The following is a 22,985-nucleotide window of genomic DNA, read 5'->3' as shown; positions in this document are numbered from 1 at the left end:
GAGCGAAGCATGCCGACCGGACATCGAGCCCGCGGCGACAACGAGGCGGGCGAGCCCGTTCCGTCGTCCAACTCCGCAGTATCGATCGTCTGGCTTGTGACAACAGGCGCCGACGGTTCGCGTCGACGCCGGTCGCGCCTGGGATCAGTAACCGAGACCCTTCTTCGCTTCGTAGATCTTCATCGGATCGTCGGCCTGGGTGTAGAGCTTCGATTCCGTCTGGATCCACTTCGGCGGCTTTGTTCCGTCCTTCTGGAACGCGGCGAGCGCGTCGAAAGCGGGGCCTGCCATGTTCGGGGTCAGTTCGACGGTGGCGTTGGCTTCGCCCGCGGCCATCGCCTGGAAGATATCCGGCACGGCATCGATCGAAACGACGAGGATGTCGCTGCCCGGCTTCAGGCCGGCTTCCTTGATCGCCTGGATGGCGCCGACCGCCATGTCGTCGTTGTGGGCGTAGAGCGCGCAGATATTCTTGCCGCCGTCTTCGGCCTTGAGGAAGCTTTCCATGACTTCCTTGCCCTTGGTGCGGGTGAAGTCGCCGGTCTGGCTGCGGACGATCTTCAGGTTGTCGTGGCCGGAAAGCGCCTGCTCGAAGCCCTTCTTGCGATCGATCGCCGGTGAAGACCCTGTCGTGCCCTGGAGTTCGACGATGTTGCACGGCTTGCCGGCAACCGTGTCGGCAAGCCATTTGCCGGCGACATTGCCTTCATGCACGAGGTCAGACGTGACGGCGGTCATGTACAGCTCGTCGGACGCATCGACGGTTCGGTCGAGCAGGATGACGGGGATTTCCGCGTCCTTGGCTTCCTCGAGAACCTCGTCCCAACCGGTGGCGACGACGGGAGCAAGCAGGATGGCGTTGACACCCTGGGCGATGAACGAGCGTAGCGCCTTGATCTGGTTTTCCTGTTTCTGCTGGGCATCGGCGAATTTCAGGTCGATGCCGCGCTCTTCAGCCTGCTGCTTCGTCAGCGTCGTCTCTGCAGCGCGCCAGCCGGACTCCGAGCCGATCTGCGAAAAACCGACAACGAGATCTGCGGCAGATGCGCTGCCAAACGTGCAGGCAGCAAGGATCGTTGCACTCGCGAGTGCTTTGGCGAATTTCATGATTTCCTCCCAAAGAAAGCTGCTCTCCTCGCAGCAGTTTCAAAAAATCATATAATAATACTTTTGTAAACTCACCTTTGAGGACAAGCGCCGAGGGCGCGCATCGGATGCGCCTCGCCGGCATCGTTCCGGGCCGTGCGACGCGGCGGCTCGCTTCCGGCTCGCATTCGCCGCACGGTCAAGAGGATCGAAGACAGCCGCCGATATCGCCTGCATCCCGCCTGCATTGTTCGAAACCGTTCGTTGGCGGCGAGCAGGGCATTCGTCGCACGAGCTGGTCCAGAATGAGGCTTGTCACCATTGAACGCGTGTGCAAAGATGCTCGCGTGTGCAAAGGAGTCGTGCCCGAATGAACCTGGAAAGACCATTCTATTCGAACGATCTTGAGGGTCGGGCGAGCCTTTGCCGAGACATTATCCTGTCGGCCGGAGCGCTTGTGCTCCGTGGCTTTGAAGACAGCGCGACGCGCGCCTTCTCGATGAAGGGGCCGCAGGACTTTCTGACCGAGACGGATGCCGCCTCCGAGGCGCATATCCGCAAGGCGATCGCCGAGCACTTTCATGACGACGCCTTCTTCGGCGAGGAGGGCGGCGGATCGATCAGTAATCGTCTCTGGGTGGTCGATCCGGTCGACGGCACCGCCAATTTTGCCCGCAGCATCCCGCATTTCTGCATCTCGATCGCCTATATCGAGGATGGTCGGGCGGAGATCGGCGCCATCTACAATCCCGCACTGGATGAGCTCTACTTCGCCCGGCGCGGTTCAGGCGCGACCCGCAACGGTCAGCCGATCGCCGTCGCCGCCACCACGGCGTTTGAGACGGCGTCGGTGGAAATGGGCTGGTCCGGCCGCGTGTCGAACGAGATTTATCTCGAAACGATCCGCGATCTGCTGGCGCTCGGCACCAATGTCCGCAGGGCAGGCTCGGGCGCGCTGGCGCTTGCCTATGTCGCTGACGGTCGTTCGGATGCCTATATCGAACTGCACATGAACTCCTGGGACTGCGTGGCGGGATTGCTGCTTGTCGCCGAGGCCGGCGGTGATGTCTGTCCCTTCATGGAGATCGGTAGCCTTCGCGGCGGCGGGCCGGTTCTGGCATCCGCGCCAGGCATCGCCGGTGGGATAAGCCGGGCATCGCGGATACCGATCGCCTCGGCAGGCGACGTCGTTGCCGAACTGCAGCTCGCCTGAGCGGCTCTGCCAAGGGCGCCGACAATGCGAATTCTGGGTGGCATGCCTTTCGGCGTCGCCCGATCTGGAAAGGAAACGGCATGGATGCACCTGTTTATGCGCGCCCGGCGATCAGTCTGATCGCAAGCGGGATCGGTCCGCACAAATCCGATCTCTATATCGGCGGCAGCGACGGCGCACGCGATCTCGAATTGCTGAAGCACCACGGCATTTCGGTGGTGGTCAACTGCGCGATCAATCTCGATATCAACTGGGTGCGCGAGAGGGAGGCTGACGATGGTGGCGATCTGCGGCCGAGCGGCTATGCCGACATTCGCTACTACAAGCTCGGCCTGATCGACGGCGAAGGCAGTCCGGATACGATGATGCTCGGCGCCTACTACATCCTGGACGGAGCACTGCGCCAGGCGATGCCGAAGCGCGAAACCTATCCCTTCGCCGATGGCGGCAATGTGCTGGTCAACTGCCGCGGCGGACGCAGCCGATCCGTCTCGCTCGTGGCCCTGTTCCTGCACAAACAGCAGCCGGAGCTTTTCCCGACGCTTGACGCCGCGGTCGCCCACATTCGTGAATACCGCGAACTGCGTCCCGACGAGTGGTTCGAGACACCGAAGCCGATGCTTTACGAGGCGGCACGCCGGGCGTCTGAATGGATCGACATGATCGCCGGCAAGACATCCGGGCGGGACTGATGTTGAAGCGCAGCCAAGCCAGCATCGCCGTCATCGCCGACGCGCATTTCCACGATCTCGAAGGCGATTTCGATTTCCCCGGCATGAGCATCGACGGGCAGCGGATGATGGTTCGCAGCTGGGCCGAAACGCGGCAGTCGACCCGTGTTTTTAACGAGAGCGCCAAGGCACTTTCAGTGGCATTGGACGAGGTGCGGGATCGGGGCATCCGGCACGTCGTCCTGCTCGGTGATTACACCGATGACGGTCAGCGGCAGACGACCGCAAGCCTGCGCCGGATCCTCGACCGGCACGCCAACGCATACGGCACCGCCTTCTATGCCCTTCCCGGCAATCACGACATTTTCGGTCCGACGGGGCGCCACCACACCAAGGAGTTCCTCGACCAGGATGGCGCCAGCGTCTGGGTGACCAGCGATCCTGCATCGACCGCGGCGGGCGCGATCGTCACTCCGCGCATGTATTGCGAGGGATATCCCACCGGCCTCGGCCCGATGGCTGCCTGCGGCTATTTCCGCAAGCCGGAATATCTCCATTGGGAGACGCCGTTCGGCCTGTCCGACGATATCGAAAGTCGGCGTTACGAGGTGGTTTCACCGGATGGAAGCAACCGATATTCGTTGATGGATGCCTCCTATCTGGTCGAGCCGGAACCGGGAATCTGGCTGTTGATGATCGACGCCAATGTGTTCGAGCCACGGGATGGCACGTTCGTAGGCGGCGAGGAAGCAGCCTTTGTCGACAGCACCGCCGCCGGCTGGAACGCCATGCTGCGCCTGAAACCCTTCATCGTCTCGTGGATCACAGACGTCTGCGCGCGGGCAGAGGCGCTGGGCAAGACCGTGCTCGCCTTCTCGCATTACCCGGCGCTCGATCCATTCGACGGCGCGACCGGTGCCGAGCGTGTGCTCTTCGGGGAAACCAACATCGCCCGGCGCACGCCCCGCCAAGCTGTCACCGATGCCTTGCTGGGCGCCGGGCTCGCCGTGCATTTCAGCGGCCACCTTCATGTCGAGGGCGTGACGCGACGCACGCACGACGAGCGCCAGTTGACCAATGTGGCAGTGCCCTCGCTGGTCGCCTATCCTCCAGCCTTCAAGATCATTCAGCCGGTGAACGGCGGTATTGTTGTCGATACCGTCGAGCTGTCGGCGAAGACGGTGGATCCGCGTCTGGCGCAGGCCTATCGCCGCGAGACGGAGCGGCTAGGGGAGACGGACGATGCCGCCTTCAATGCCGAGGATTACGGCGCTTTCCTGCGGGCTCATAAGTTGGCCTTGGTTCACCACCGCTATTTTCCCAAGGAGTGGCCGCAGGATGTGGTGAGCCGCGTCTCGGGCGCCACGCTCTCAGGTATCTGCGCGGAACTTCTTGATGCCGACGTGGTGGTGCAAGCATTGCACGCGCTTGCAAAAAAGTCCGGATTTTCGGCCGAACAAGTTGCTGCCTGCCGCATGATCGATGTCATCGCCGACTGGTACTGCCTGCGCCAGGCGGGTCACTTGGCGCTGCCTGCGATATCGCCAGAGCGGCTGCGTCTTTACCGCGCCCTTTCCGAGCGCTTCGGCCGAGAGCCGGATGAGGGGTGGGACCGCTCTGTCGCCGGTTTCCTGTCGATCTTCCTGGGCGCGTTTGCCGCCTTTCTCGACCGAGCGGAAGTGGGTGCGCGGCAGATCGAGATCACCTTGCAGCGAGAAGCGAAGGAGGTTGTTTGACCATGGACCAGCAGTCTTTTGTATTACCCGGTCGAGGGGTGAAACCGCCGGCAAGCGTCCCGGAGTTGAAGGAGGCGTTTCGCCTCGGTGCCCGCGGGCTCAAGGGCGGGCGGCTCGAAGTCGCGAAGTTCGCGCTATCCCATCCCTATGACATCGCCTTTGCGAGCGCACGGGAAGTGGCTGAGCGGGCCGGCGTTTCGACCACCACGGTCATGCGGCTGATCAGCGATCTGGGCTTTGAGAAATACGCCGCATTCCAACAGTTGTTCCGCGAGGAACTGCGCCGCGGCAGACAATGAAACTGGGCTTCGAGCAGTAACGAACCGAAGGACCGTCCGACCGGAGTGCACCCATGGAATCGGCCATCGTCAGCATCAATCTCGTTGGCGCCGTGGCGCTGCTGCTGTTCGGGCTTTCGCAGGTCAAGGATGGCGTGCAGCGCGCCTTCGGCGCCCGGCTGAAGGCCGGCTTGGCCGCCGGCACGCGCGACGGTTTGCGATCCTTCCTCGCCGGACTGGTTGCGACGATCGCACTGCAAAGCTCGACTGCGACGGCACTGATGATCGCATCCTTCGCCGAACGCAATCTCGTTGCGCCGCGCATGGCGCAGATCGTGCTTCTGGGCGCCAATGTCGGAACGGCGATGACGGCGTGGATCGTGTCGATTGGCATCGGCTGGCTCTCACCGCTGCTGATCCTCGTCGGCGTCATCCTTTCACGGGGAACGTCGAATGGGCGAAAAGGCGGTGGCGCCGCCCTTGTCGGCGTCGGGCTCATGCTGTTGTCGCTGCATCTGATCGGTCTTGCGACGGAACCGGTGCGCGCATCTGCGGCGCTCTCGGCCTTTTTGGCGATGCTCGACAATGCCTGGCCGGTCGCACTCATTTTCTCGGCCATGCTGGCGATCCTGGCATCCTCGAGCCTCGCCATCGTCGTCCTCATCCTGTCGCTCGCGGCAACGGGCGGCATTTCGACCGGGCTGATCATCGTCCTGGTCCTCGGTGCCAATCTCGGCGGCGCCGTCCCGCCGGTCCTGGCGACGCTGCATGCGCCGATCAGCGCGAGACGCGTGACGATCGGTAATCTCATCGTGCGCGCCATCGGCTGCTTGGTGGCGCTGCCGCTTGCCGGCTATTCGGCACAGTTGCTCGATATCCTGCCGCTGTCGCATGACAAGCTGCCTGTGGATGCGCATCTCGTCTTCAATCTGGCGCTGGCGGTGCTTGCATGGCCGCTGTCGCGACCGCTCGCCCGGATGACCGCGCGGCTGTTGCCGGAGCCGAAGCAGACGCCGGACGCGCCGAGCTATCTCGACGAGGACAAGCTTTCGATGCCGGTGGCAGCCCTTGCCGGCGCCAGCCGCGAAGTCCTAAGCGTCGGAGATCTGATCGAAAGCATGCTGGCGCAGGCAAGCGATGCGCTGCAGCATGCGGATCCTGCGAAGCTCGCGGGCATCAGCACGCTCGAAGGCCGGGTCGATCGGCTGCAGCATCAGATCAAGGTCTATGTCTCGCGCCTTGGTCAGGCGGATATCGGCGAAGACAACCGCCGGCGAGCAATGGATGTCGTCGACTACGCTATCAATCTCGAACATATCGGCGATATCATCGAGAAGGGCCTGCTGGCCGAACTCGCAAAGAAGATTGCGTTGGGCCTGACCTTTTCGAGGGATGGCCACGAGGAGCTGACACGGCTGTTTGCGATCACGCTCGACAACCTGCGCATGGCGCAGACGGTGTTTGCCACCCGCGATGCGGCTTTGGCGCGGCGGCTGGTGGAGGTCAAGGAAGACGTCCGTCGCCTTGAGCGCCAATCGGCCGAGCGGCACCTGCAGCGCCTGCGCGAGGGGCGGGCGGAAAGCATCGAAACCAGTTCGCTGCACCTCGATATGCTGCGCGACCTCAAACGCATCAACGCCCATATCGCATCGGTCGCGCACCCGATCCTCGACGACAGCGGCCTGTTGATCGAAAGCCGCATCCGACAGGCCGGCTGATTTCGAGAGGCGCGCCTGGAGGAGGGACTAACGCACCGTCTTGCGCTCGATCATCGACACGGGCACCACCTGCAGCCGGGTCGCGGGCTCATCGGTTTCGAGCGCCGTCAGGACGTTCGCGGTCAATGTCGATAGAGACTGCTCGATGGTGGTCAGCTCATAGCTCTTCCAGCTCGCCTGGGGAATATCGTCGAAGCCAACGACAGACACATCCTGCGGCACACGGCGATGCATTTCGATGCGAGCGGCATCGAGGAAACCCAGCGCCAGCAGATCAGTGACGCAAAATGCTCCGTCAATCCGCTTGTCGCGCAAGAGGTCACAACCGGCCTGATAGCCGCTTTCGTAGCTCGTCGGCCCGTCCGACCAGGCGACCACCTCGATCCCGGCGGTCTGCATCCGCTGCGTAAACGCAGTCGCTCGCCGAACCTGTGCCGGCGTCTGGCTGGCACTGGAGACGACCGCAACCTTCTTGCATTTGGCCGCGATCAACCGGAGTGCGGCTAGGTCCGCCCCGTGCGAATCGTCACTCAGCACCATGTTGGTATCGGTGCGATCGAGCCGTTGATTGACCAGAATCAGCCGGACGCCATTGGCGATACACTCATCGACGATCGAGGACGGCGGCTCGCCCGAAAGCACGACGATCGCCTGGGCGCGGAATTCAAACAGCAGCTCGATCAGCGGCGCGATATCCTTGCGCGCATCGGCGGCGTTCAACAGCAGGCACTGGAGCCCGCGCCGGAGCAGGCCGATGCTCAAGAGATCGAGCTGCTTGGAAATGAAGGGCGCACTGAGGTTGGTGCCCACGACGCCGATCAGGTTCGAGCGGTCGTTGTTCAGCCCCTGGGCCAGCCGATTTACTCGATAGCCGAGTTCGCGCGCCGCCTTCAGTACCTTGCGCCGGACAGGCTGCGAGACGCTGGCACCCGGCGTGAACGTGCGCGAGACGGCCGAGCGTGAAACACCCGCGCGTTTTGCGACCTCCTCGGCCGTGACGAACCCTCGTGCCATGGTTTCCCCCAAAGAATCAGCTCGCGGCTATCTGGGCCACAAATGCCGGTTCATTCCAACGAAAAAGTATCCTTTGGCTCTGCAGGTGATGTCGCCTGAGTGCTGCGCGCCCGCCGGAAATCCGGCTGTTTTAGTTCGCCATTCCCTATGCGGCCGGAGCGTCTTCGCTGGCCAGTCGCGAGGCAATGACCACGTGTTCGAAAAAAGCGGATCCATCTGAGAAAAATATGCAATAAAATCAAAGCGATAAATCGTTGCGCACGTGTGCATTTTTTTGTTGACAAGCGCGACCTCTCAATGGATCATGCATTCCATAGGCGGTGACGAAATGGAATTTTTGTTCCGTCTATGTTCGTGACGATGGCGCCGGCTTCTGAGGAGTGGCCGGATGCCGTCGGACCCGATCCGGACAGGATCGTTGATCGGGGTCGGTCGCGAACAGGGAGGATTGGATCGATGACGAGACATCGCGTTCTCGCGGCGGGTTGCCTTGCTCGACATGGAGCAGGGGCGGCTGCCTGCGCGGCTTTCCCTGATCTCCCCGTTCGCATGTTTGCTCGTCCGCAAGGCGCCGGCGCATAGCCGGATCGTGTTGCGAGGCGAGGTCTCAAGGGGAAAGAGCATGGCTTTTCTAAGTGATTCAGCGAAGGCGTCGCGGGCAGCGGGCGATGAAGCCGCTGTGCCCTCGTCCTGGCAAGTCTGGCGATATCGGTTGAAGGTCGCCTCCCGGGAGCCGACGACATTGATCGGGGTGCTGACGGCGCTGCTCTTCACCTACCTGATCGTCGTGCCGATCATCTCCATCGTGCTCGATTCCGTGCGCGTGCAATTCGGACATGAGCGCCGGCTCGGCAAGGATTTTGGCGACCTGACGCTGTACTATCTCGACAGGACATTTACCTCGCCTGTCTCCGTCGATCTCTTCTGGCGGCCACTGTTCAACACGCTGTCGGTTGCAGTCGGCGCGATCCTTTTGTCCCTGCTGATCGGAACCATTCTCGCCTGGTTGATCAGCCGCACCGATATGTTCGGGCGGCGCTGGTTCGCGACCGCCCTGATCGTGCCCTACATGCTGCCTGCCTGGACCTTCGCGCTCGCCTGGACCACGCTGTTCAAGAACCGCACGGTCGGTGGCCAGCCCGGCTGGTTCGAGGCTCTCGGCTGGACGCCACCGGACTGGGTTGCCTATGGCCGGTTTCCGATCACCATCATTCTCGCCCTGCACTATACGCCTTTCGTCATTCTGCTGTTCGGCTCGGCGCTTAGGCGCTTCGATTCCCAGCTGGAAGATTCCGCCCGCATCCTCGGCGCCAAGCGCTACCAGGTGGCAATGCAGATCATCCTGCCGCTGATGCGGCCGGCGCTTATGTCGTCGATGATCCTGATCTTTGCAAAATGTCTCGGCGAGTTCGGCGTGCCCTACGTTCTCGGCCTGCCGGTCAAATTCGAGGTGCTTTCCACCTCGCTCTTCCGCAGCATTGCTTCCCGACAGACCGGTGTTGCCGGTGTCGTTGCCGCCTCCATCATGCTGATCGGCATCATCACTCTGATGATCGATGCGCGGCTGGTGCGTGAAGCGCGGCGCTTCGTCACCATCGGTTCCAAGGGCTCGATGAACCGGCAAAGCCGGCTCGGCAAGCTCAGGCTTCCGGCAACGGGTTTCGCCGCGACGATCTTCATGCTGAGCGTCGGCCTGCCGCTGCTGACCCTGTTCCTGTCGACGGTCATGAAGCTGCCGGCACAGTTCACCCTCGACAACTTCACGCTCGACTACTGGATCGGCCAGGATCTGCATACTGTAGCACTGCAGACCGGCGTGCTCTTGAGCCCCGATCTCTGGGCGGCGGCCAAGAACACGCTGATGATCGTCGGCCTCGCCTCGATCGCCTCGGGCATTCTCGGCCTGCTCGTCGGTTACGTCGTCATCCGCACGCCGGTCAGAGCTCTGTCGGTCTATCTGCGGCAGGTAACGTTCCTGCCCTATCTGGTGCCGGGCATTGCCTTTGCTGCCGCCTATCTCTCGCTCTTTGCGGTTCCGAGAGGCCCGATGCCGGCACTTTACGGCACCGTCACCATCCTGGTGCTGGCGCTGATGGCAGACCAGATGCCATACGCCTCGCGGGCAGGGATCTCGGCCATGACCCAGCTCGGCAAGGATCCGGAAGAGGCGGCCCAGATCGCCGGTGCCGGCTGGTTCCGCCGCATGATGTCGATCGTCATCCCGATCCAGAAGGGCTCGCTCGTCACCGGTGTGCTGCTGCCGTTCATCTCCGGCATCAAGGGCCTCAGCCTGTTCGTCATCCTCGCCGTGCCCAGCACCGACGTTCTCACGACCTATTCGCTGCGGCTCGTCGACTACCACTACACCCAGGCGGCAAACGCGGTCGTGCTGATCATCGCCGCCATCGCCTATCTCGGAACTCTGGCAGCCCAGAAGCTGACCAAGACCAATCTTGCAGAAGGACTCGGAAGCTGATGCCCACTATCAATCTGCGCGGCGCCCAGAAGAATTATGGCGTCAATTCCGCCAATGCCGTCTCCAACCTCGATCTGGAAATCCGCGACGGCGAGTTCATGTGCCTGCTCGGCCCATCGGGTTGCGGCAAGACGACGACATTGCGGATGATCGCGGGGCTGGAAAACCTGTCGGGCGGCGAGATCCGCATCGGTGACCGGGTGGTCGATTCGATCTTTGACGGCGTCTTCGTGCCACCGGAAAAGCGCGAAATGGGCCTGGTGTTTCAGAGCTACGCGCTCTGGCCGCATCTGACCATAGAGCGCAACACCGACTTTGGTCTGCGGCTGCGCAAGCTGCCGAAGGCGGAACGCGAGGCCCGTGTCGAAAAGGTCATGCAGGCGCTCGACATCGCCAAGTACCGCGACCGCTATCCGTCGCAGCTTTCGGGTGGCCAGCAGCAGCGCGTGGCACTTGCCCGCATGCTCGCGGTCAATCCCGGCGTGCTGCTTCTCGACGAGCCGCTGTCGAACCTTGATGCGCGGCTGCGGCTTGAAATGCGCGCCGAACTCAAGCGCCTGCACAAGGAATTCAAGACGACGATCGTCTTCGTCACCCACGACCAGTGGGAAGCGATGACGCTGGCAACGACGATCGCCGTCATGAACGAAGGCACGCTGCAGCAGATGGGCACGCCGAACGACATCTATGACCGCCCGGCCAACCGCTTTGTCGCCGAATTCGTCGGCAGCCCGCCGATCAACATCCTGTCCTTCGACAAGAAAGGTACGTCCGACGTCGCCAAGGAGGCGGAAGCTTACCTGGCGAGCCGTTATCCGAGCCTGCGCGGCATCGGCTCCGTCGGCATCCGCCCGGAAGCGCTGAGCTATGCCACGAAGAAGGAGGACATTCCGCAGGGCAGCTTCAGCGGCAAGATGGTGGTCACCGGCATCCTGCCGACCGGCGGCAGCTGGATCCTGGAGCTGAAGAGCGACAGCCACACGCTGTTCCTGACGACGCACGCGCTGCCGCGACTGGAGCTGGGCGAAAAGGTCCGCTTCTTTGCGCCGCCGGAGGCGCTGCACGTTTTCGACAAGGACGGCCAGCGCATTGCCGAAGCCGACAAGCTGCTGCGCAACGCGAAGCTCAACTGACGAGATCACTGATCGCATCAACCGAAAGACGAACACCGCTTACTGAGGAGGAGCAGTCGATGCATTTTCGGAAAAATGGAAGGGCAGACTATAAAAGGCGCTGCCTGTTGTGGACCACGGGATTTGCCTGGCTTTTGACCGGTCAGGCGATGGCTGAGGACGCCTTCGACCTCAACGCCCTCATCGAGGCGGCCAAGAAGGAAGCGCCGATTACAGTCTATGACAGCACCGGCAAGATCGTCGAGATGGCCAAGGCCTTTTCGACCAAGTACGGCGTCGCCGCCGAAGGCTCCAAGGTCAAGGCGACGGCGCAGTTGGAAATGATCATCCGCGAGGCGCGCGCCAACAATATCCAGGGCGACGTCTCGATCATCAGCGATGCACCGGCAGCGATGGCGCAGCTGATCCCGCAGGGCTTTGCCGAGAGCTGGCTGCCGCCGGACATGGCGTCGAAGATCCCGCAGCAGTACCAGAGCCCGCTGACGGTCGTGACCAGCGCGAACGTCTGGGCCTACAACACCGAGCTTTACGACAAGTGCCCGGTGACCAACATCTGGCAGCTGACCGGCCCGGAGTGGAAGGGCAAGGTCGCCATGCAGGACCCGCTCGGCAAGGCGTCCTATGTCGACTGGTTCAACCAGATGGCAAAGCACGGCGACGACAAGGTCGCCGCCGCCTACAAGGAGCTCTACGGCAAGGACCTGGAACTCGACGATGGCAGCGCGACGGCGGCCTGGGTGAAGGCGCTTGCCGCCAACGCGCCGCTGCTGACCGATGCCGACGCCGCGGCAGCCGATGCCGTCGGAGCGCCGGGCCAGTCGCAGCCGTTCATGGGCCTGATGAGTTCGGCAAAGTTCCGCGACAATGCGGAGAAGGGCATGAAGCTCGGGCTCTGCACGGATCTGAAGCCATGGCTCGGGTGGATGTATCCGGGCGTCGGCCTGATCACCAAGGGCACCAACAGCCCGAACGCCGCCAAGCTCTTCATCCACTACGTCATGACGGAGGAAGGCATCGCGCCGCAGGCGGTCGATGGCAAGATGTCGACCAATACCGATGTGGCACTTCCGGCTGACGAACCCTCGGGCATCGGCAAGGTTCTCGACCAGGTTCTGCCCTACCAGATGGACACGAGCCTCGACGACTGGGATGCGCGCGAAACCTGGCAGGATTTCTGGCGGGTGAACTACCAGAAGTGATGGCTCAGCCGGGAGAGTGACGACATGATGGAAATGAAACGCAGCGCGTTGCGCGACCGCCCATTAGCCTGGGCGGTCGCAGGTAGCCTTGCTGCCATGACACTGACCTGTGGGCCGGCGAAGGCTGAAGAAGCCTTCAACCTCGGCGCCCTGATCGAGGCGGCAAAGAAGGAGCCGCCGATCACCGTCTATGCCGTCACCGGTAAGATCGTCGATACGGCCAAGGAGTTCTCGGAAAAATACGGCGTGCAGGCGACGGGCAAGAAGGTCAACGAAGCCACGCAGGTGGAGCTGATGATCCGCGAGCACCAGGCCGGCAATATCCTCGGCGACGTGAGCGTCGCGACTGACGTGGCATCGGCAATCGGACAGCTGTTGCCGGAAGGTATCGCCACCAGCTGGACGCCTCCGGATCTCGCCAAGGATATTCCGCAAGCGCAGCGCAATCCTCTTGTTGTTGTCTCGGACCCTCACGTCTTTACCTACAACACCGAGAAATACGACAAGTGCCCCGTGACCAACATCTGGCAGCTGACCGAGCCGCAGTGGCGCGGCAAGCTGGCGATGCTCGATCTCTTCGACAAGCCGCTATATGCCGACTGGTTCAATCAGATCGAGACGCATCGCGACGCCGATGTCGCGCGGGCCTATGAAAGCCTTTACGGCAAGAAGCTGGAGACGAACGGCCAAAGTGCCACAGCTGCCTGGGTCAAGGCCTTTGCAGAAAACGGGCCGCTTCTGGCGGATTCGATAACGGTCGCCAACGCCGCCGGCGCCCCGGGACAAGCCGAGCCGTTCTTCGTCATCACCTCGACGGCCAAGTATCGCGACAACCTCACGAAGGGCCTTAAACTCGGTATCTGCGCCGGCGTCGAGCCGTTTTCCGGATTTCTCTATCCGGGCTTCGGCCTGATCGCGGGCCAGACCAAGAGCCCGAATGCCGCCAAGCTGTTTGTCCGTTACCTGATGACGGCAGAGGGCATTGCACCCCAGATCGAAGACGGAAAGATCTCCGGCAATTCGACGATCGGCCTGCCGGCCGATGAACCCTCGGGCGTCGCGAAGTATCTCGATCAATTGATGGCCTTCGATGCCGCGACCGCCGGCGACGACCTCGACAAGCGCGAGGCCTGGCAGGACCTTTGGAGAATAAACCACCGAAAATGACGCGACGGGCGGTGCCGATCACCGAGTGCTGTTTCCTTGGGAGGGGAAGCGATGAAAACGGAAAAAAAGAGAGTGCGTGACATGACGATGGCAGCGGTCGCAGTTGCGGCCGGCCTGCTTTCGGCGCAAGCCCATGCCGCCGACGGCCTCGATCTCGACGCGCTGATTGCCGCGGCCAAGACGGAAAAGCCGATCAACGTCTATGACAGCACCGGCAAGATCGTCGAGATGGCCGAAGGCTTTACGGCCAAATACGGTATCAAGGCGACGGGCGTCAAAGTGTCGGCGAACAGCCAGTTGGAAATGATCATCCGCGAGAGCCAGGCGGGCAACGTTCAGGGCGATGTCGCCTTGATCACTGACGCGCCGGCAGCACTCGCGCAGTTGTTGCCGCAGGAGTTCGTCGAAAGCTACCTGCCGGCCGACATGATCGCGAAAATCCCGGCGGAGTTCCAGAATCCGCTGGCGATTTCGACCAACGCCAACGTCTGGGCCTATAACACCGAAGCCTACGACAAATGCCCGGTCGCCAATATCTGGGAGCTGACGGAACCGAAGTGGAAAGGCAAGGTTGCTCTCGTCGATCCGCTGACCAAGGGCACCTATACCGACTGGTTCAACCAGATGGAGAAACACGCCGACGACAAGGTTGCCGGTGCCTACAAGAGCCATTTCGGCAAGGACCTTGCGACCGAGGAGAAGAGCGCGTCGGCCGCCTGGATCAAGGCACTGGCGCAGAACGCGCCGCTCGTCACCGATGGCGATGATCCAGTGGCCGAAGCCGTTGGTGCTGCCGGCCAGAAGGAGCCCTTCTTCGGCCTGCTCTCGTCGGCAAAATTCCGCGACAACGAGGGCAAGGGGTACAAGCTCGGCATCTGCAAGGATCTCAATCCCTGGGTCGGCTGGAGCTACGTCAAGCTTGGCCTGATTGCGACGAAGACGCAGAGCCCGAACGCGGCAAAGCTGTTCATCCACTACATCCTGACGGAAGAAGGCATCGCGCCGCAGATGAAGGACGGCAAGCTGCCGACCAACATCGACATCAAGATGCCGGCCGACGAGCCGTCCGGCCTGATGACGGTCGCCGACCGCCTGTTCGGCTACAATTCCTCGACCGGTCTTGAGGACTTTGACCGACGCGAGGAGTGGCAGGATTTCTGGCGCGTCAACTACAGCAAGTAAACCGAAGCCGGCGCGCCATGTAGCGGCGCGCCGGCGCTTTCTCGATAAGGAATGGATCAGTACGACATGGAAAAGCGCTTTCCCGCGGCGACCTCGCCGGCGGCTGTTACCGAACAACGGCTGGAGCGGTCGAAGCGTCTCGTCGAGATTGCCCGCGGCGCGGCCAATGCCGTGCGCGATCCACTGTTGAAAGCGTTCCGGTCCGACATGGTCGTCGACTACAAGCGAGACCTGCACGATGTCGTGACGATCCACGACAAGCGTGCGGAAGCCACCATTCGCGATTTCATTTTTGCGGAGGAGCCGAATTCGTCGCTGCTTGGCGAAGAGGGCGGGCAGGTCGGCGACGGCGACATCCAGTGGTATGTCGACCCGATCGACGGCACCTCGAATTTTGCCAGCGGGCTGGCGTTCTGGTGCGTTTCGATCGCCGCGGTCGAACGCGGAGAGGTCGTTGCCGGCGTGGTCTATGATCCGGTCGCCGACCTGATGTTTTCCGCCGATCTCGAACACGCCTATCTCGATGGCGAGGTTATTGCCTCGAAGGCGGTCGAGAACGAGAACCGGGCAACGCTGATTACTGGCTATCCGGTGTCGCGGGACTTTCGCCTCGACGGCAGGGAGGCGGCGCTCGCCAATCTCGGCGAACTGGTCGAGACTTTCTCCACACTTAGAAGGCCAGGCAGTGCCGCTCTCAGCATCGCCCATGTGGCGGCTGGCTGGGCGGATGCGGCGACCGGCTTCGGCGTCAATTCCTGGGATGTGGCGGCTGCGACGCTGATCCTCAAGAATGCAGGCGGTCGATACGAGCCGCTGACCCTGGGCAAGGTGCCCGCAGATGCGCCCGATTTCATGTGCCCCGGCTACATCGCCACCGGCGCCGGCGGAAACTATCCGACGTTGCAGCGCGTCGCGCGGGCGATATCGGACAAACGCATTGCCTCAGCGGCAATCTGAAAAGACAGCGGAGACAGCATGTTGAACATCAGCCAGGAACCCGAGACGAAGGCGCAACCGTCTGCCGAACTTGCCAAGCTCAGCCTCGTCTACCAACAGCACCCGCTTTATGGCGTCGATATCTACATCGCCGGCAAGGAGGGCACGAGCGATCTCAATCTGCTCCGACAGAACGGCATCACCACCGTCGTCAACTGTGCCGTCAATCTCGATTTCAACTTCGTCCGGCAGGCGCAGCTGGTGTCCGATCACGAGGGCAGCGTCTATGGCCCAGGCGAGATCCGTTATTACAAAATCGGATTGATCGATGGTGGCGGTAATCCCGACACGCTGATGCTGGCCGCTCACTATATCCTGCGTGCGGCACTGGAGCAGGTGCTGCCGGAAAAGCCGTCCTATCCGCGCCGGGAGATGGGCAACATTCTCATCAACTGCCGCGGCGGACGCTCGCGTTCGGTCATTGTCGTGTCGCTGTTTTTGCACCTGACCTTGCCGACCGAGTTTCCGACGCTGGATGCGGCGATCGCCTTCGTGCGCAACCGGCGCGGTCTGCCGGAGAACGAATGGTATAAAGCGCCGAAAGCGGTGCTGATCGAGTCCGCCGAGCGCGCTGCAAGCTGGGCGAAGATGATAGAAGCCAAATAGCGCTGCTGCCCTTGGCCATCTGCGGGAGGATTATCCGGCGCCGGCATGGCGCGCAATCTGTTGGCGACCACGGCTGCGCGCAGGAAACGGGTTGAATTCGACCGCCTTCCGCACGATTTTCATCGAGTATGAAAATGCGAGGACGGTGAGATGGCGCAGACAGTTCACAACTATCTTATCTTCGAAACCGCTGCCGGCTTCTGCGGCATCGCCTGGAACGGCGTCGGCATCACCCGTTTCCAACTGCCGACCAAGAAGGCTGAGGATACCGAGCGCTTGCTTCTGCGCCGGCTTGCTGCCGGCGAACCGGGCACGCCGACGCCGGAAGTTGCCGAAGCGGTTGCCGCGGTTCGACGCTATTTCAACGGTGAACAGGTCGATTTCTCCGATATCCAGCTCGACCTCGAAGGGCAGGACCCATTCTTCAAGCAGATTTATGCTGCCGCGCGCAGGCTCGGCTGGGGACAGACCACCACCTATGGTGCCCTGGCAAAGGAACTCGGCGTCGGCCCTGAAGCCGCGCGCGATGTCGGCCAGGCGATGGCAAAGAACCCGGTGGCACTGATCATTCCCTGCCACCGGGTGCTGGCCGCCGGCGGCAAGGTTGGCGGTTTCTCGGCTCCGGGCGGCTCGACATCGAAGATCCGCATGCTGGAGCTCGAAGGCGTGCGCCTCGGTCCGCCGGAGCCTGCTCAGCAATCGCTGTTTTGAGCGTGGTGCCTGCGGCTTCGACGAGGAGGCAAACGGTTTTTGGTCAGCCGAGCGAAGCGATCGCTATAGCGCCGCGCGTCTTTTAGACGCGGTAAGGTCGCTGTAGCACTTTGAATGGCTGCATGTTTTTATCCTTAAATCGAATGCGATTTAAGGATAAAAACATGCAGCAAAGCGCGTCGCGATCCTTAGGGTTCGCTTTCTGCACTTTACGTTCTTGTTCTTTTGCGTGTCGTTGTCCCGAAACCGCTGCGCACTTTCGGGCGACATGCTTTATCCCGGTCTGACGAGGCTCGCCGGGCGCGATCCGGTATCCGCCGCCGTGCGATAGCTCGCGGCGGAAGCCGGGCGGCCGACATGGAAACCCTGAACATGGTCGATGCGGAACTCTCGCACCAGCGCCATTTGCTCCTCGGTTTCGACACCTTCCACCAGGATCTTGTGGCCACGGTTCCGGACCAGGCCGATGATATCCTTCAGCATCGCCTTGCCCCTTGGCGTGCCGCAGTCATGAAGGAACGAGCGGTCGATCTTGACCGTATCGAAATCGATCAGCCGGAGCCAGGAAAGGCCGGCAAAGCCGGTGCCGAAATCATCGAGCCAGATCCGGATGCCCAGCGTTTCGAGGTCGCTGATGCAGCGCAGCACGTCCGAGTGCATCTCCATCTCGAGGCCCTCGGTAATTTCGAAAGCGAGCCGGCCGCCGGCCACTCCCGTTTCACCAAGGATGGCGGCAACCGATGTGGCGAAGCCCGGCGTCTTCAGCTGGATCGGCGAGACATTGACGCTGACGACAGGCACATGATCGTTGGCGAGAAGCTCGCGGCAGACCGTGCGGATCGCCCAGCGTCCGAGGTCGATGATGGCGCCGGTACGCTCGGCAACGGGAATGAAAAGGCTGGGCGGAACTGCGGTCCCATCGAGCATTCTCAGCCGCATCAGCGCTTCGACGGCCTCGACGCGGCCTGTCGCAACATTCTTGATCGGCTGATAGACGAGGGAGACGAGATCCTGGTCGGTCGCTATCTTCAACAGCGCCGCGATGTTCTCGCTCTCGTCGCTGGTTTGCGGGTCGTTCGGATCAAACAGCTTGGCGCAGTTGCGTCCGCTTGCCTTTGCTGCGTAAAGCGCCCGGTCCGCCTCGTGGATGATCCGTTCGAGCTTCGAGCCCGTCTGATGCCTGGTGAACGCGGCACCGACGCTGACCGTGACGATGGACGTGCCATCCCGTCGTTGCCCGTGCACCAGCGCAAGGTCTTGCACTGTGCGGCAGATGGCGTCGGCCAGATCGGCGGCCTCTTCGCGCGTGTCCATGCGCGCAAGAATGATGAACTCCTCGCCGCCGTATCGGCCGATGGACGCGTCGAACTGCTCGATCGATTCCCTCAACGTGTTGGCCACGAGAATGAGGCAGCGGTCACCTTCCTGGTGGCCATAGCAGTCGTTGTATTTCTTGAAGAAGTCGACGTCGATCAGGATCGCGGCGAAACGGTCGCCGAACTTCTGCCAGTCGCTCCAGTATTCCCGCAGCTTCTGGTCTACCGCCCGACGATTGTCGAGACCGGTTAGGGAATCGGTGTTGGAGAGCCTGAGCAGCGCCTTGCCGCGCTCGGTCGCCTCCCGCTGCTGGACCCTCGCCTCGAACGCATTGAGGAAGACCTTGTAGCGTTCGCGGTTGAGCTTCCAGTTTACGTAGGAGGTGAACACGAAACAGGAGACGTAGAACGTGCCGAACGCCAGCTGGTAGGACGGGTTCTGCGGCGAGAAATAGAGGAGATCGAGGAAAAATGCGCCAAGGATGATGCTCGATGAGATCACCGAAAGGCGGAACTGGAAGATGAAGAACAGGTTGGCGCCCATCATGAAGATCGCACCGAAGATCATGTAGTAGGACATGTCCTGCGTGTATGCGGTCATCATTGCCGGAATGAGCCAGCCGAGATAACCGAAAACAAGCGCGCCCGAACAGGTCCTGTCCAGCCAGTCCGTCTTGACGTTGAAGTGGACCTGGATTTCCAGAACGGCAAGCGCAACTGCGCCGACGACAAAGCGCGAGGCAATCGTGTAGCGGGCGACATCCGAGATCAGCAGCAGGTCGGTAATCGAAAACAGCAGATAGACCGCGACGGCGATCCAGAGCCCTTTTCTCGTCGCTTCCCTGCGGGTCGTTTCACCTTCCTGGCGATAGAGCAAGCGCAGCTCCGCCGGCAGCGGCCTGAGTGGCTGCTTGTGCAGATCTATCTCAACGACGTCGGCCAAGGTTTGCTTCATGCACCGGTCCGGGGAATTGCGTCGCGCTCAACGGAAATCTGGTCTCGTCTTTCCATCTCTGGACGTTGCTTCAGACGCTCCACGCTTGCCATTCACTGGATACCACAACAAGCACAAGCGGCCTCAACGACATAGTAGAAGACGCCCATTAAATTTTGATAAATTAGCCGAGACTGACGGCCGGTGCAGGGGTGTATCCAAATGGGTACTGTCCGCCAGTATTTACCATATACTCTACAAAAACTTGCAATTCGAGACGCAGTTCGCGCATTCTTGCCCACATTGTTAACAAAGCATTAACGGATGGGTTTTGCGTGAGCCAGCTTCAAATCGTATTCGATGGCGAAAGTCTTATTACTCCCCAATCAATCGCAACCGAGTTCACTTCGTCAAGAAGTGAGTTTTATGATGAGCAGTTTGCAACAGGAAAAGCCGAACTCGCCCTGATTCTCCAAATTGCACAGCAGCAATTTGCCCAGGAACTGGACCCCAGGAAGATAATACATCGCTTGGCGGCCGCACTTCACGAGACGCGCGCGAAGTTTCATCCGAGCGTATGGCAGGAACTGATTCCGATCGCACAAAAGCATCCGGTGTCGGAGTTTTTCCTGCAGGACCCTTTTACCCGCTGGTCCAGCGAAAAGCCGCGGGGTTATTCCGGCGACGCCCAACTGCTCGACTTCATCTACGGCCATCCAAGCGTTGCCGGCGAGATCGCCAAGGCGTCGCCGGTGGGCAAGGCGCTTTACGACTATACCAAGGACGCTTCGTCGTCGGTTGCTGTGCGCGAACGGCGGGACCTGCTGACCCAACATGTCGATGAGATCGCGGCGACACGCGACGGGGAGGCAGAGATCCTGACGATTGCCGCCGGGCATCTGCGCGAGGCAAACCGGTCGGTTGCGCTGCAGGAAGGGCGGATAAAGCGCTGGGTCGCGCTCGACCAGGACCCGCTCAGTGTCGGATCGATCACCAGGGATTTTCGAGGAACCAGCGTTGAAGCGATCGACGGTTCCGTCCGTGGCATTCTCACCCGGGCCCACAAACTCGGCAAGTTCGACTTCGTCTATGCGGCGGGGCTTTACGACTACCTGCCTCACAACGTGGCAGTGAAGCTCACCCGCCGATGCCTGCAGATGCTGAAACCCAACGGCGTCTTCCTCTTCGCCAATTTCGCGACCGACATCGGCGTCGACGGCTATATGGAGACGTTCATGAACTGGGCGCTGCTGTTGCGCTCGCAATCGGACATGTGGCGCATCGTCAACGAAAGCGTCGACGGCACCAACTTCGAGTCGCACGTGACGTTCGGGGAGAACCGCAACGTTGTCTATGCGACGCTGCAAAAGCGCTCGTAACCACGACTGAAGCACATTACAGCGGCGCGCGTCATCTTTGACGCGCGCCGCTGTCGTTCGGCAAAGGCGTGATGCCGCCTTGGCATGCAAAACGACACGCTGGACACTTTCCCGTCTCAGCATCGACGTTCGCGCGCAACGAACCGTTCTCAAGGTCCCCACAGCGAAGTGTTTCGCCGGTGCGGCCGAGGGGCGCAGGTCCTTCAGGCTTGAGGACGTTCAACGGATCTACCCAGGGCTGTTATGCAATTATTTCATAGCGCCTGAAATTCTATGCATTGGCGGGCCGCTTTCCTTTTCTCTAGCATCCCCGACTGCACGACTTGTGGCCCATCGGAACGCCGCACCGGAATGGATAACGATCCAGCTTCGGCACGCAACCGATGCGGGCGGGAGACATGGGTCGTGCCGAGAGCCGGTTTGTCATCAAACCTGACTCTAAGTTGCAGTGACGGCGGAGGGGAGGAGCCTTAGATGCCAGCGGGACAGAGTTTTCACGCCGACATGATCGTGCACAATGGTGTGATCTGGTGCGGTATGGCCGAGGGCGTCGTCGATGCCCTGGCAATCTGGCAGGGCAAGGTCCTGGCGACGGGCACCAGGCAGGAAATGGAAACCTATCGCGGCGCTGGCACGCAGCTACTCGACCTTCAAGGGCAATTCGCGACCCCCGGTCTCAACGATGCGCATCTGCACCTGATCTCCGTCGGCCTGACGTTGAATTGGGTCGACGCGACGCCGCAGGCTGCCCCCACTCTCGAAAGCCTGCTCGGCGCGATCAAACATCAGGCCGAAAGCACGCCGGCCGGTACCTGGATCCGGGCGCGGGGTTATGACCAGACCAAGCTCGACACCGGTCGCCATCCGCTTCGCGCGGAACTCGATGCGGTTGCGCCGCACCATCCCGTCATGGTGGTGCGCGCCTGCGGGCATGTGTCGATCTTCAATTCGGAAGCATTCCGCCTTGCCGGCGTCGACGAGAAGACTACCGTGCCGGAAGGCGGCCTGATCGAACAGGTCGCAGGCGTCCTGACGGGCCTGGTCGCGGAAAATGCGCAAGGGCTGGTTCGTGCGGCGATCCCGAAAGCCTCGACCGACGACATGATCGATGCGATCGAAAGCGCCGGAAATCTGCTTCTATCCTACGGCATTACCAGCATCATGGACGCGGCCGTCGGTCAGGTCGCAGGCTTCGACGAGATCAGGGCCTATAATCTGGCGAAGCTGAACAACAGGCTGCCAGTGCGCACCTGGCTCGTTCTTCTCGGCGATCCCAACGTTTCGATCGTGCCGCAGAGTTACGAGGCCGGTCTCGTTTCGGGTGTCGGCGACGACATGCTGAAAGTCGGCGCCGTCAAGATCTTCCTCGATGGCTCGGCCGGTGGCCGCACCGCCTGGATGAGCAGCCCCTATCTCGGCGATGACAACAATACCGGCGTCCAGATCCTTTCGGATGTGGAACTTGAGGCGCTCGTACTCGACGCGCATACCAAGGGATATCAACTGGCCTGCCATGCGATCGGCGATGCTGCGATCGGTCAGCTGATCACCGCCTACGAGAAGGCACTTGAGGCGATCCCGGATGCGGATCGCCGTCACCGGATCGAGCATTGTGGCTTCTCCAGCGACGCGCAGCACCAGCGCATGGTGAAGGCCGGGATATATCCGTGTCCGCAACAGGTGTTCATCTACGATTTCGGCGACGCTTACGTCTCGGTGCTCGGCGAGGAGCGGGCGCTGTCGAGCTATCCATTGAAGACCTGGAAGGACCTGGGGCTGAAGCCTGCGACCGGCAGCGATGCGCCGGTCTGTCATCCCAACCCGTTCCCCAATATCTACAGCATGCTGACGCGCAAGACCGCCAAGGGCACGGTGATGGACGCTGACGAGCGGGTCTCCATCGAAGAGGCGCTGCAGGTCTACACCGAATACGGCGCGTTCTCGCAGAAGCTCGAAACCGTCAAGGGACGACTGGTCCCGGGACAGCTTGCCGATATCGCGGTGTTCTCCAGGAACATGCTGACGGCGAGCCCCGAAGACATCCTCAACGACACGCGCTGCACCCTGGCAATCCGGGGCGGCGAGGTGGTCTTCGAGCGACAGAACGCCTGACGAAGGGCGAGAGGGAGCCGCAAGAGCGACTCAATGCATCTCAACCGATCCGGGAGGT

Annotated in this window: 18 protein-coding genes; 15 read left to right on the top strand and 3 right to left on the bottom strand. The window is 61.6% G+C overall.

Going from position 1 to position 22,985, the window contains the following annotated elements; genetic code table 11:
• Nucleotides 1–144: 144 nt before the first annotated feature.
• Nucleotides 145–1,107 carry a galactofuranose ABC transporter, galactofuranose-binding protein YtfQ gene (gene ytfQ / locus ASD02_RS12210; protein ID WP_025429934.1) on the bottom strand — a complete coding sequence of 321 codons (963 nt, stop codon included), beginning with the start codon at nt 1,105–1,107 and terminating at the stop codon, nt 145–147.
• Nucleotides 1,108–1,456: 349 nt separating this feature from the next.
• Here ytfQ and ASD02_RS12200 point away from each other — a divergent pair, with 349 nt between their 5' ends.
• From ASD02_RS12200 to ASD02_RS12180, 5 genes are all read left to right on the top strand, one after another.
• Nucleotides 1,457–2,299: an inositol monophosphatase gene (locus ASD02_RS12200; protein WP_144239211.1), complete on the top strand. Its 843-nt coding sequence runs from the start codon at nt 1,457–1,459 to the stop codon at nt 2,297–2,299.
• An 80-nt stretch (nt 2,300–2,379) separates the two neighbouring features.
• A complete protein-coding gene (locus ASD02_RS12195; protein ID WP_057206080.1) occupies nt 2,380–2,991 on the top strand; it encodes a dual specificity protein phosphatase in 612 nt (203 codons plus the stop codon).
• On the top strand, nt 2,991–4,706 hold the full coding sequence (locus ASD02_RS12190; protein ID WP_057213250.1) for a metallophosphoesterase: 1,716 nt from the start codon (nt 2,991–2,993) through the stop codon (nt 4,704–4,706). The genes ASD02_RS12195 and ASD02_RS12190 overlap by 1 nt, the downstream gene beginning before the upstream one ends.
• A 2-nt stretch (nt 4,707–4,708) precedes the next feature.
• Nucleotides 4,709–5,005, top strand: a complete 297-nt coding sequence (locus ASD02_RS12185; protein ID WP_057213248.1) for a MurR/RpiR family transcriptional regulator — start codon at nt 4,709–4,711, stop codon at nt 5,003–5,005.
• Between the two features lie 53 nt (nt 5,006–5,058).
• Nucleotides 5,059–6,702 carry a Na/Pi cotransporter family protein gene (locus ASD02_RS12180; protein WP_057206084.1) on the top strand — a complete coding sequence of 548 codons (1,644 nt, stop codon included), beginning with the start codon at nt 5,059–5,061 and terminating at the stop codon, nt 6,700–6,702.
• A gap of 27 nt (nt 6,703–6,729) precedes the next feature.
• Here the strand turns inward: ASD02_RS12180 and ASD02_RS12175 are convergent, their stop codons facing one another.
• On the bottom strand, nt 6,730–7,716 hold the full coding sequence (locus ASD02_RS12175; RefSeq protein ID WP_057206086.1) for a LacI family DNA-binding transcriptional regulator: 987 nt from the start codon (nt 7,714–7,716) through the stop codon (nt 6,730–6,732).
• Between the two features lie 622 nt (nt 7,717–8,338).
• Here ASD02_RS12175 and ASD02_RS12170 point away from each other — a divergent pair.
• The 8 genes from ASD02_RS12170 (at nt 8,339) to ASD02_RS12135 (ending at nt 17,186) form a co-directional block, all read left to right on the top strand.
• On the top strand, nt 8,339–10,192 hold the full coding sequence (locus ASD02_RS12170) for an iron ABC transporter permease (RefSeq protein ID WP_057213246.1): 1,854 nt from the start codon (nt 8,339–8,341) through the stop codon (nt 10,190–10,192).
• Nucleotides 10,192–11,325 carry an ABC transporter ATP-binding protein gene (locus ASD02_RS12165; RefSeq protein ID WP_057213244.1) on the top strand — a complete coding sequence of 378 codons (1,134 nt, stop codon included), beginning with the start codon at nt 10,192–10,194 and terminating at the stop codon, nt 11,323–11,325. Before ASD02_RS12170 ends, ASD02_RS12165 begins: the two co-directional genes overlap by 1 nt.
• 107 nt (nt 11,326–11,432) lie before the next feature.
• A complete protein-coding gene (locus ASD02_RS12160) occupies nt 11,433–12,524 on the top strand; it encodes an ABC transporter substrate-binding protein (protein ID WP_244494210.1) in 1,092 nt (363 codons plus the stop codon).
• A gap of 96 nt (nt 12,525–12,620) precedes the next feature.
• The gene (locus ASD02_RS12155) at nt 12,621–13,691 is read left to right on the top strand and encodes an ABC transporter substrate-binding protein (protein ID WP_057213344.1); all 1,071 of its coding nucleotides are present in this window, start codon (nt 12,621–12,623) and stop codon (nt 13,689–13,691) included.
• A gap of 87 nt (nt 13,692–13,778) precedes the next feature.
• Entirely contained in the window at nt 13,779–14,873 is a 1,095-nt protein-coding gene (locus tag ASD02_RS12150) for an ABC transporter substrate-binding protein (RefSeq protein WP_057213341.1), read from the top strand.
• A gap of 66 nt (nt 14,874–14,939) precedes the next feature.
• Nucleotides 14,940–15,830, top strand: coding sequence for an inositol monophosphatase (locus ASD02_RS12145; RefSeq protein WP_082555536.1), 891 nt, complete (start codon nt 14,940–14,942; stop codon nt 15,828–15,830).
• A gap of 18 nt (nt 15,831–15,848) precedes the next feature.
• Nucleotides 15,849–16,475 carry a dual specificity protein phosphatase gene (locus tag ASD02_RS12140; protein ID WP_057220865.1) on the top strand — a complete coding sequence of 209 codons (627 nt, stop codon included), beginning with the start codon at nt 15,849–15,851 and terminating at the stop codon, nt 16,473–16,475.
• 150 nt (nt 16,476–16,625) lie between these two features.
• Nucleotides 16,626–17,186 carry a methylated-DNA--[protein]-cysteine S-methyltransferase gene (locus tag ASD02_RS12135; protein ID WP_057206098.1) on the top strand — a complete coding sequence of 187 codons (561 nt, stop codon included), beginning with the start codon at nt 16,626–16,628 and terminating at the stop codon, nt 17,184–17,186.
• A 273-nt stretch (nt 17,187–17,459) separates the two neighbouring features.
• On the opposite strand, the gene ASD02_RS12130 is transcribed toward ASD02_RS12135, so the two are convergent.
• On the bottom strand, nt 17,460–19,457 hold the full coding sequence (locus ASD02_RS12130; protein ID WP_057213238.1) for an EAL domain-containing protein: 1,998 nt from the start codon (nt 19,455–19,457) through the stop codon (nt 17,460–17,462).
• 314 nt (nt 19,458–19,771) lie between these two features.
• On the opposite strand from ASD02_RS12130, the gene ASD02_RS12125 reads away from it, so the two are divergent.
• Nucleotides 19,772–20,815, top strand: a complete 1,044-nt coding sequence (locus ASD02_RS12125) for a class I SAM-dependent methyltransferase (RefSeq protein WP_025429949.1) — start codon at nt 19,772–19,774, stop codon at nt 20,813–20,815.
• 474 nt (nt 20,816–21,289) lie between these two features.
• A complete protein-coding gene (locus ASD02_RS12120; RefSeq protein ID WP_057213236.1) occupies nt 21,290–22,927 on the top strand; it encodes an amidohydrolase in 1,638 nt (545 codons plus the stop codon).
• Nucleotides 22,928–22,985 lie beyond the last annotated feature (58 nt).

Origin of the sequence: Ensifer sp. Root1252 (genome assembly GCF_001425885.1) — a bacterium.
Lineage (GTDB): Bacteria > Pseudomonadota > Alphaproteobacteria > Rhizobiales > Rhizobiaceae > Ensifer > Ensifer canadensis.
This window is presented reverse-complemented; position numbering and strand designations above follow the sequence as displayed.

Excerpts from the sequence above, each read along its gene's own strand:
- ytfQ (WP_025429934.1), bottom strand. The coding sequence starts at position 1,107 with ATGAAATTCGCCAAAGCACTCGCGAGTGCAACGATCCTTGCTGCCTGC.
- ASD02_RS12200 (WP_144239211.1), top strand. The coding sequence starts at position 1,457 with ATGAACCTGGAAAGACCATTCTATTCGAACGATCTTGAGGGTCGGGCG.
- ASD02_RS12195 (WP_057206080.1), top strand. The coding sequence starts at position 2,380 with ATGGATGCACCTGTTTATGCGCGCCCGGCGATCAGTCTGATCGCAAGC.
- ASD02_RS12190 (WP_057213250.1), top strand. The coding sequence starts at position 2,991 with ATGTTGAAGCGCAGCCAAGCCAGCATCGCCGTCATCGCCGACGCGCAT.
- ASD02_RS12185 (WP_057213248.1), top strand. The coding sequence starts at position 4,709 with ATGGACCAGCAGTCTTTTGTATTACCCGGTCGAGGGGTGAAACCGCCG.
- ASD02_RS12180 (WP_057206084.1), top strand. The coding sequence starts at position 5,059 with ATGGAATCGGCCATCGTCAGCATCAATCTCGTTGGCGCCGTGGCGCTG.
- ASD02_RS12175 (WP_057206086.1), bottom strand. The coding sequence starts at position 7,716 with ATGGCACGAGGGTTCGTCACGGCCGAGGAGGTCGCAAAACGCGCGGGT.
- ASD02_RS12170 (WP_057213246.1), top strand. The coding sequence starts at position 8,339 with ATGGCTTTTCTAAGTGATTCAGCGAAGGCGTCGCGGGCAGCGGGCGAT.
- ASD02_RS12165 (WP_057213244.1), top strand. The coding sequence starts at position 10,192 with ATGCCCACTATCAATCTGCGCGGCGCCCAGAAGAATTATGGCGTCAAT.
- ASD02_RS12155 (WP_057213344.1), top strand. The coding sequence starts at position 12,621 with ATGACACTGACCTGTGGGCCGGCGAAGGCTGAAGAAGCCTTCAACCTC.
- ASD02_RS12150 (WP_057213341.1), top strand. The coding sequence starts at position 13,779 with ATGGCAGCGGTCGCAGTTGCGGCCGGCCTGCTTTCGGCGCAAGCCCAT.
- ASD02_RS12145 (WP_082555536.1), top strand. The coding sequence starts at position 14,940 with ATGGAAAAGCGCTTTCCCGCGGCGACCTCGCCGGCGGCTGTTACCGAA.
- ASD02_RS12140 (WP_057220865.1), top strand. The coding sequence starts at position 15,849 with ATGTTGAACATCAGCCAGGAACCCGAGACGAAGGCGCAACCGTCTGCC.
- ASD02_RS12135 (WP_057206098.1), top strand. The coding sequence starts at position 16,626 with ATGGCGCAGACAGTTCACAACTATCTTATCTTCGAAACCGCTGCCGGC.
- ASD02_RS12130 (WP_057213238.1), bottom strand. The coding sequence starts at position 19,457 with ATGAAGCAAACCTTGGCCGACGTCGTTGAGATAGATCTGCACAAGCAG.
- ASD02_RS12120 (WP_057213236.1), top strand. The coding sequence starts at position 21,290 with ATGCCAGCGGGACAGAGTTTTCACGCCGACATGATCGTGCACAATGGT.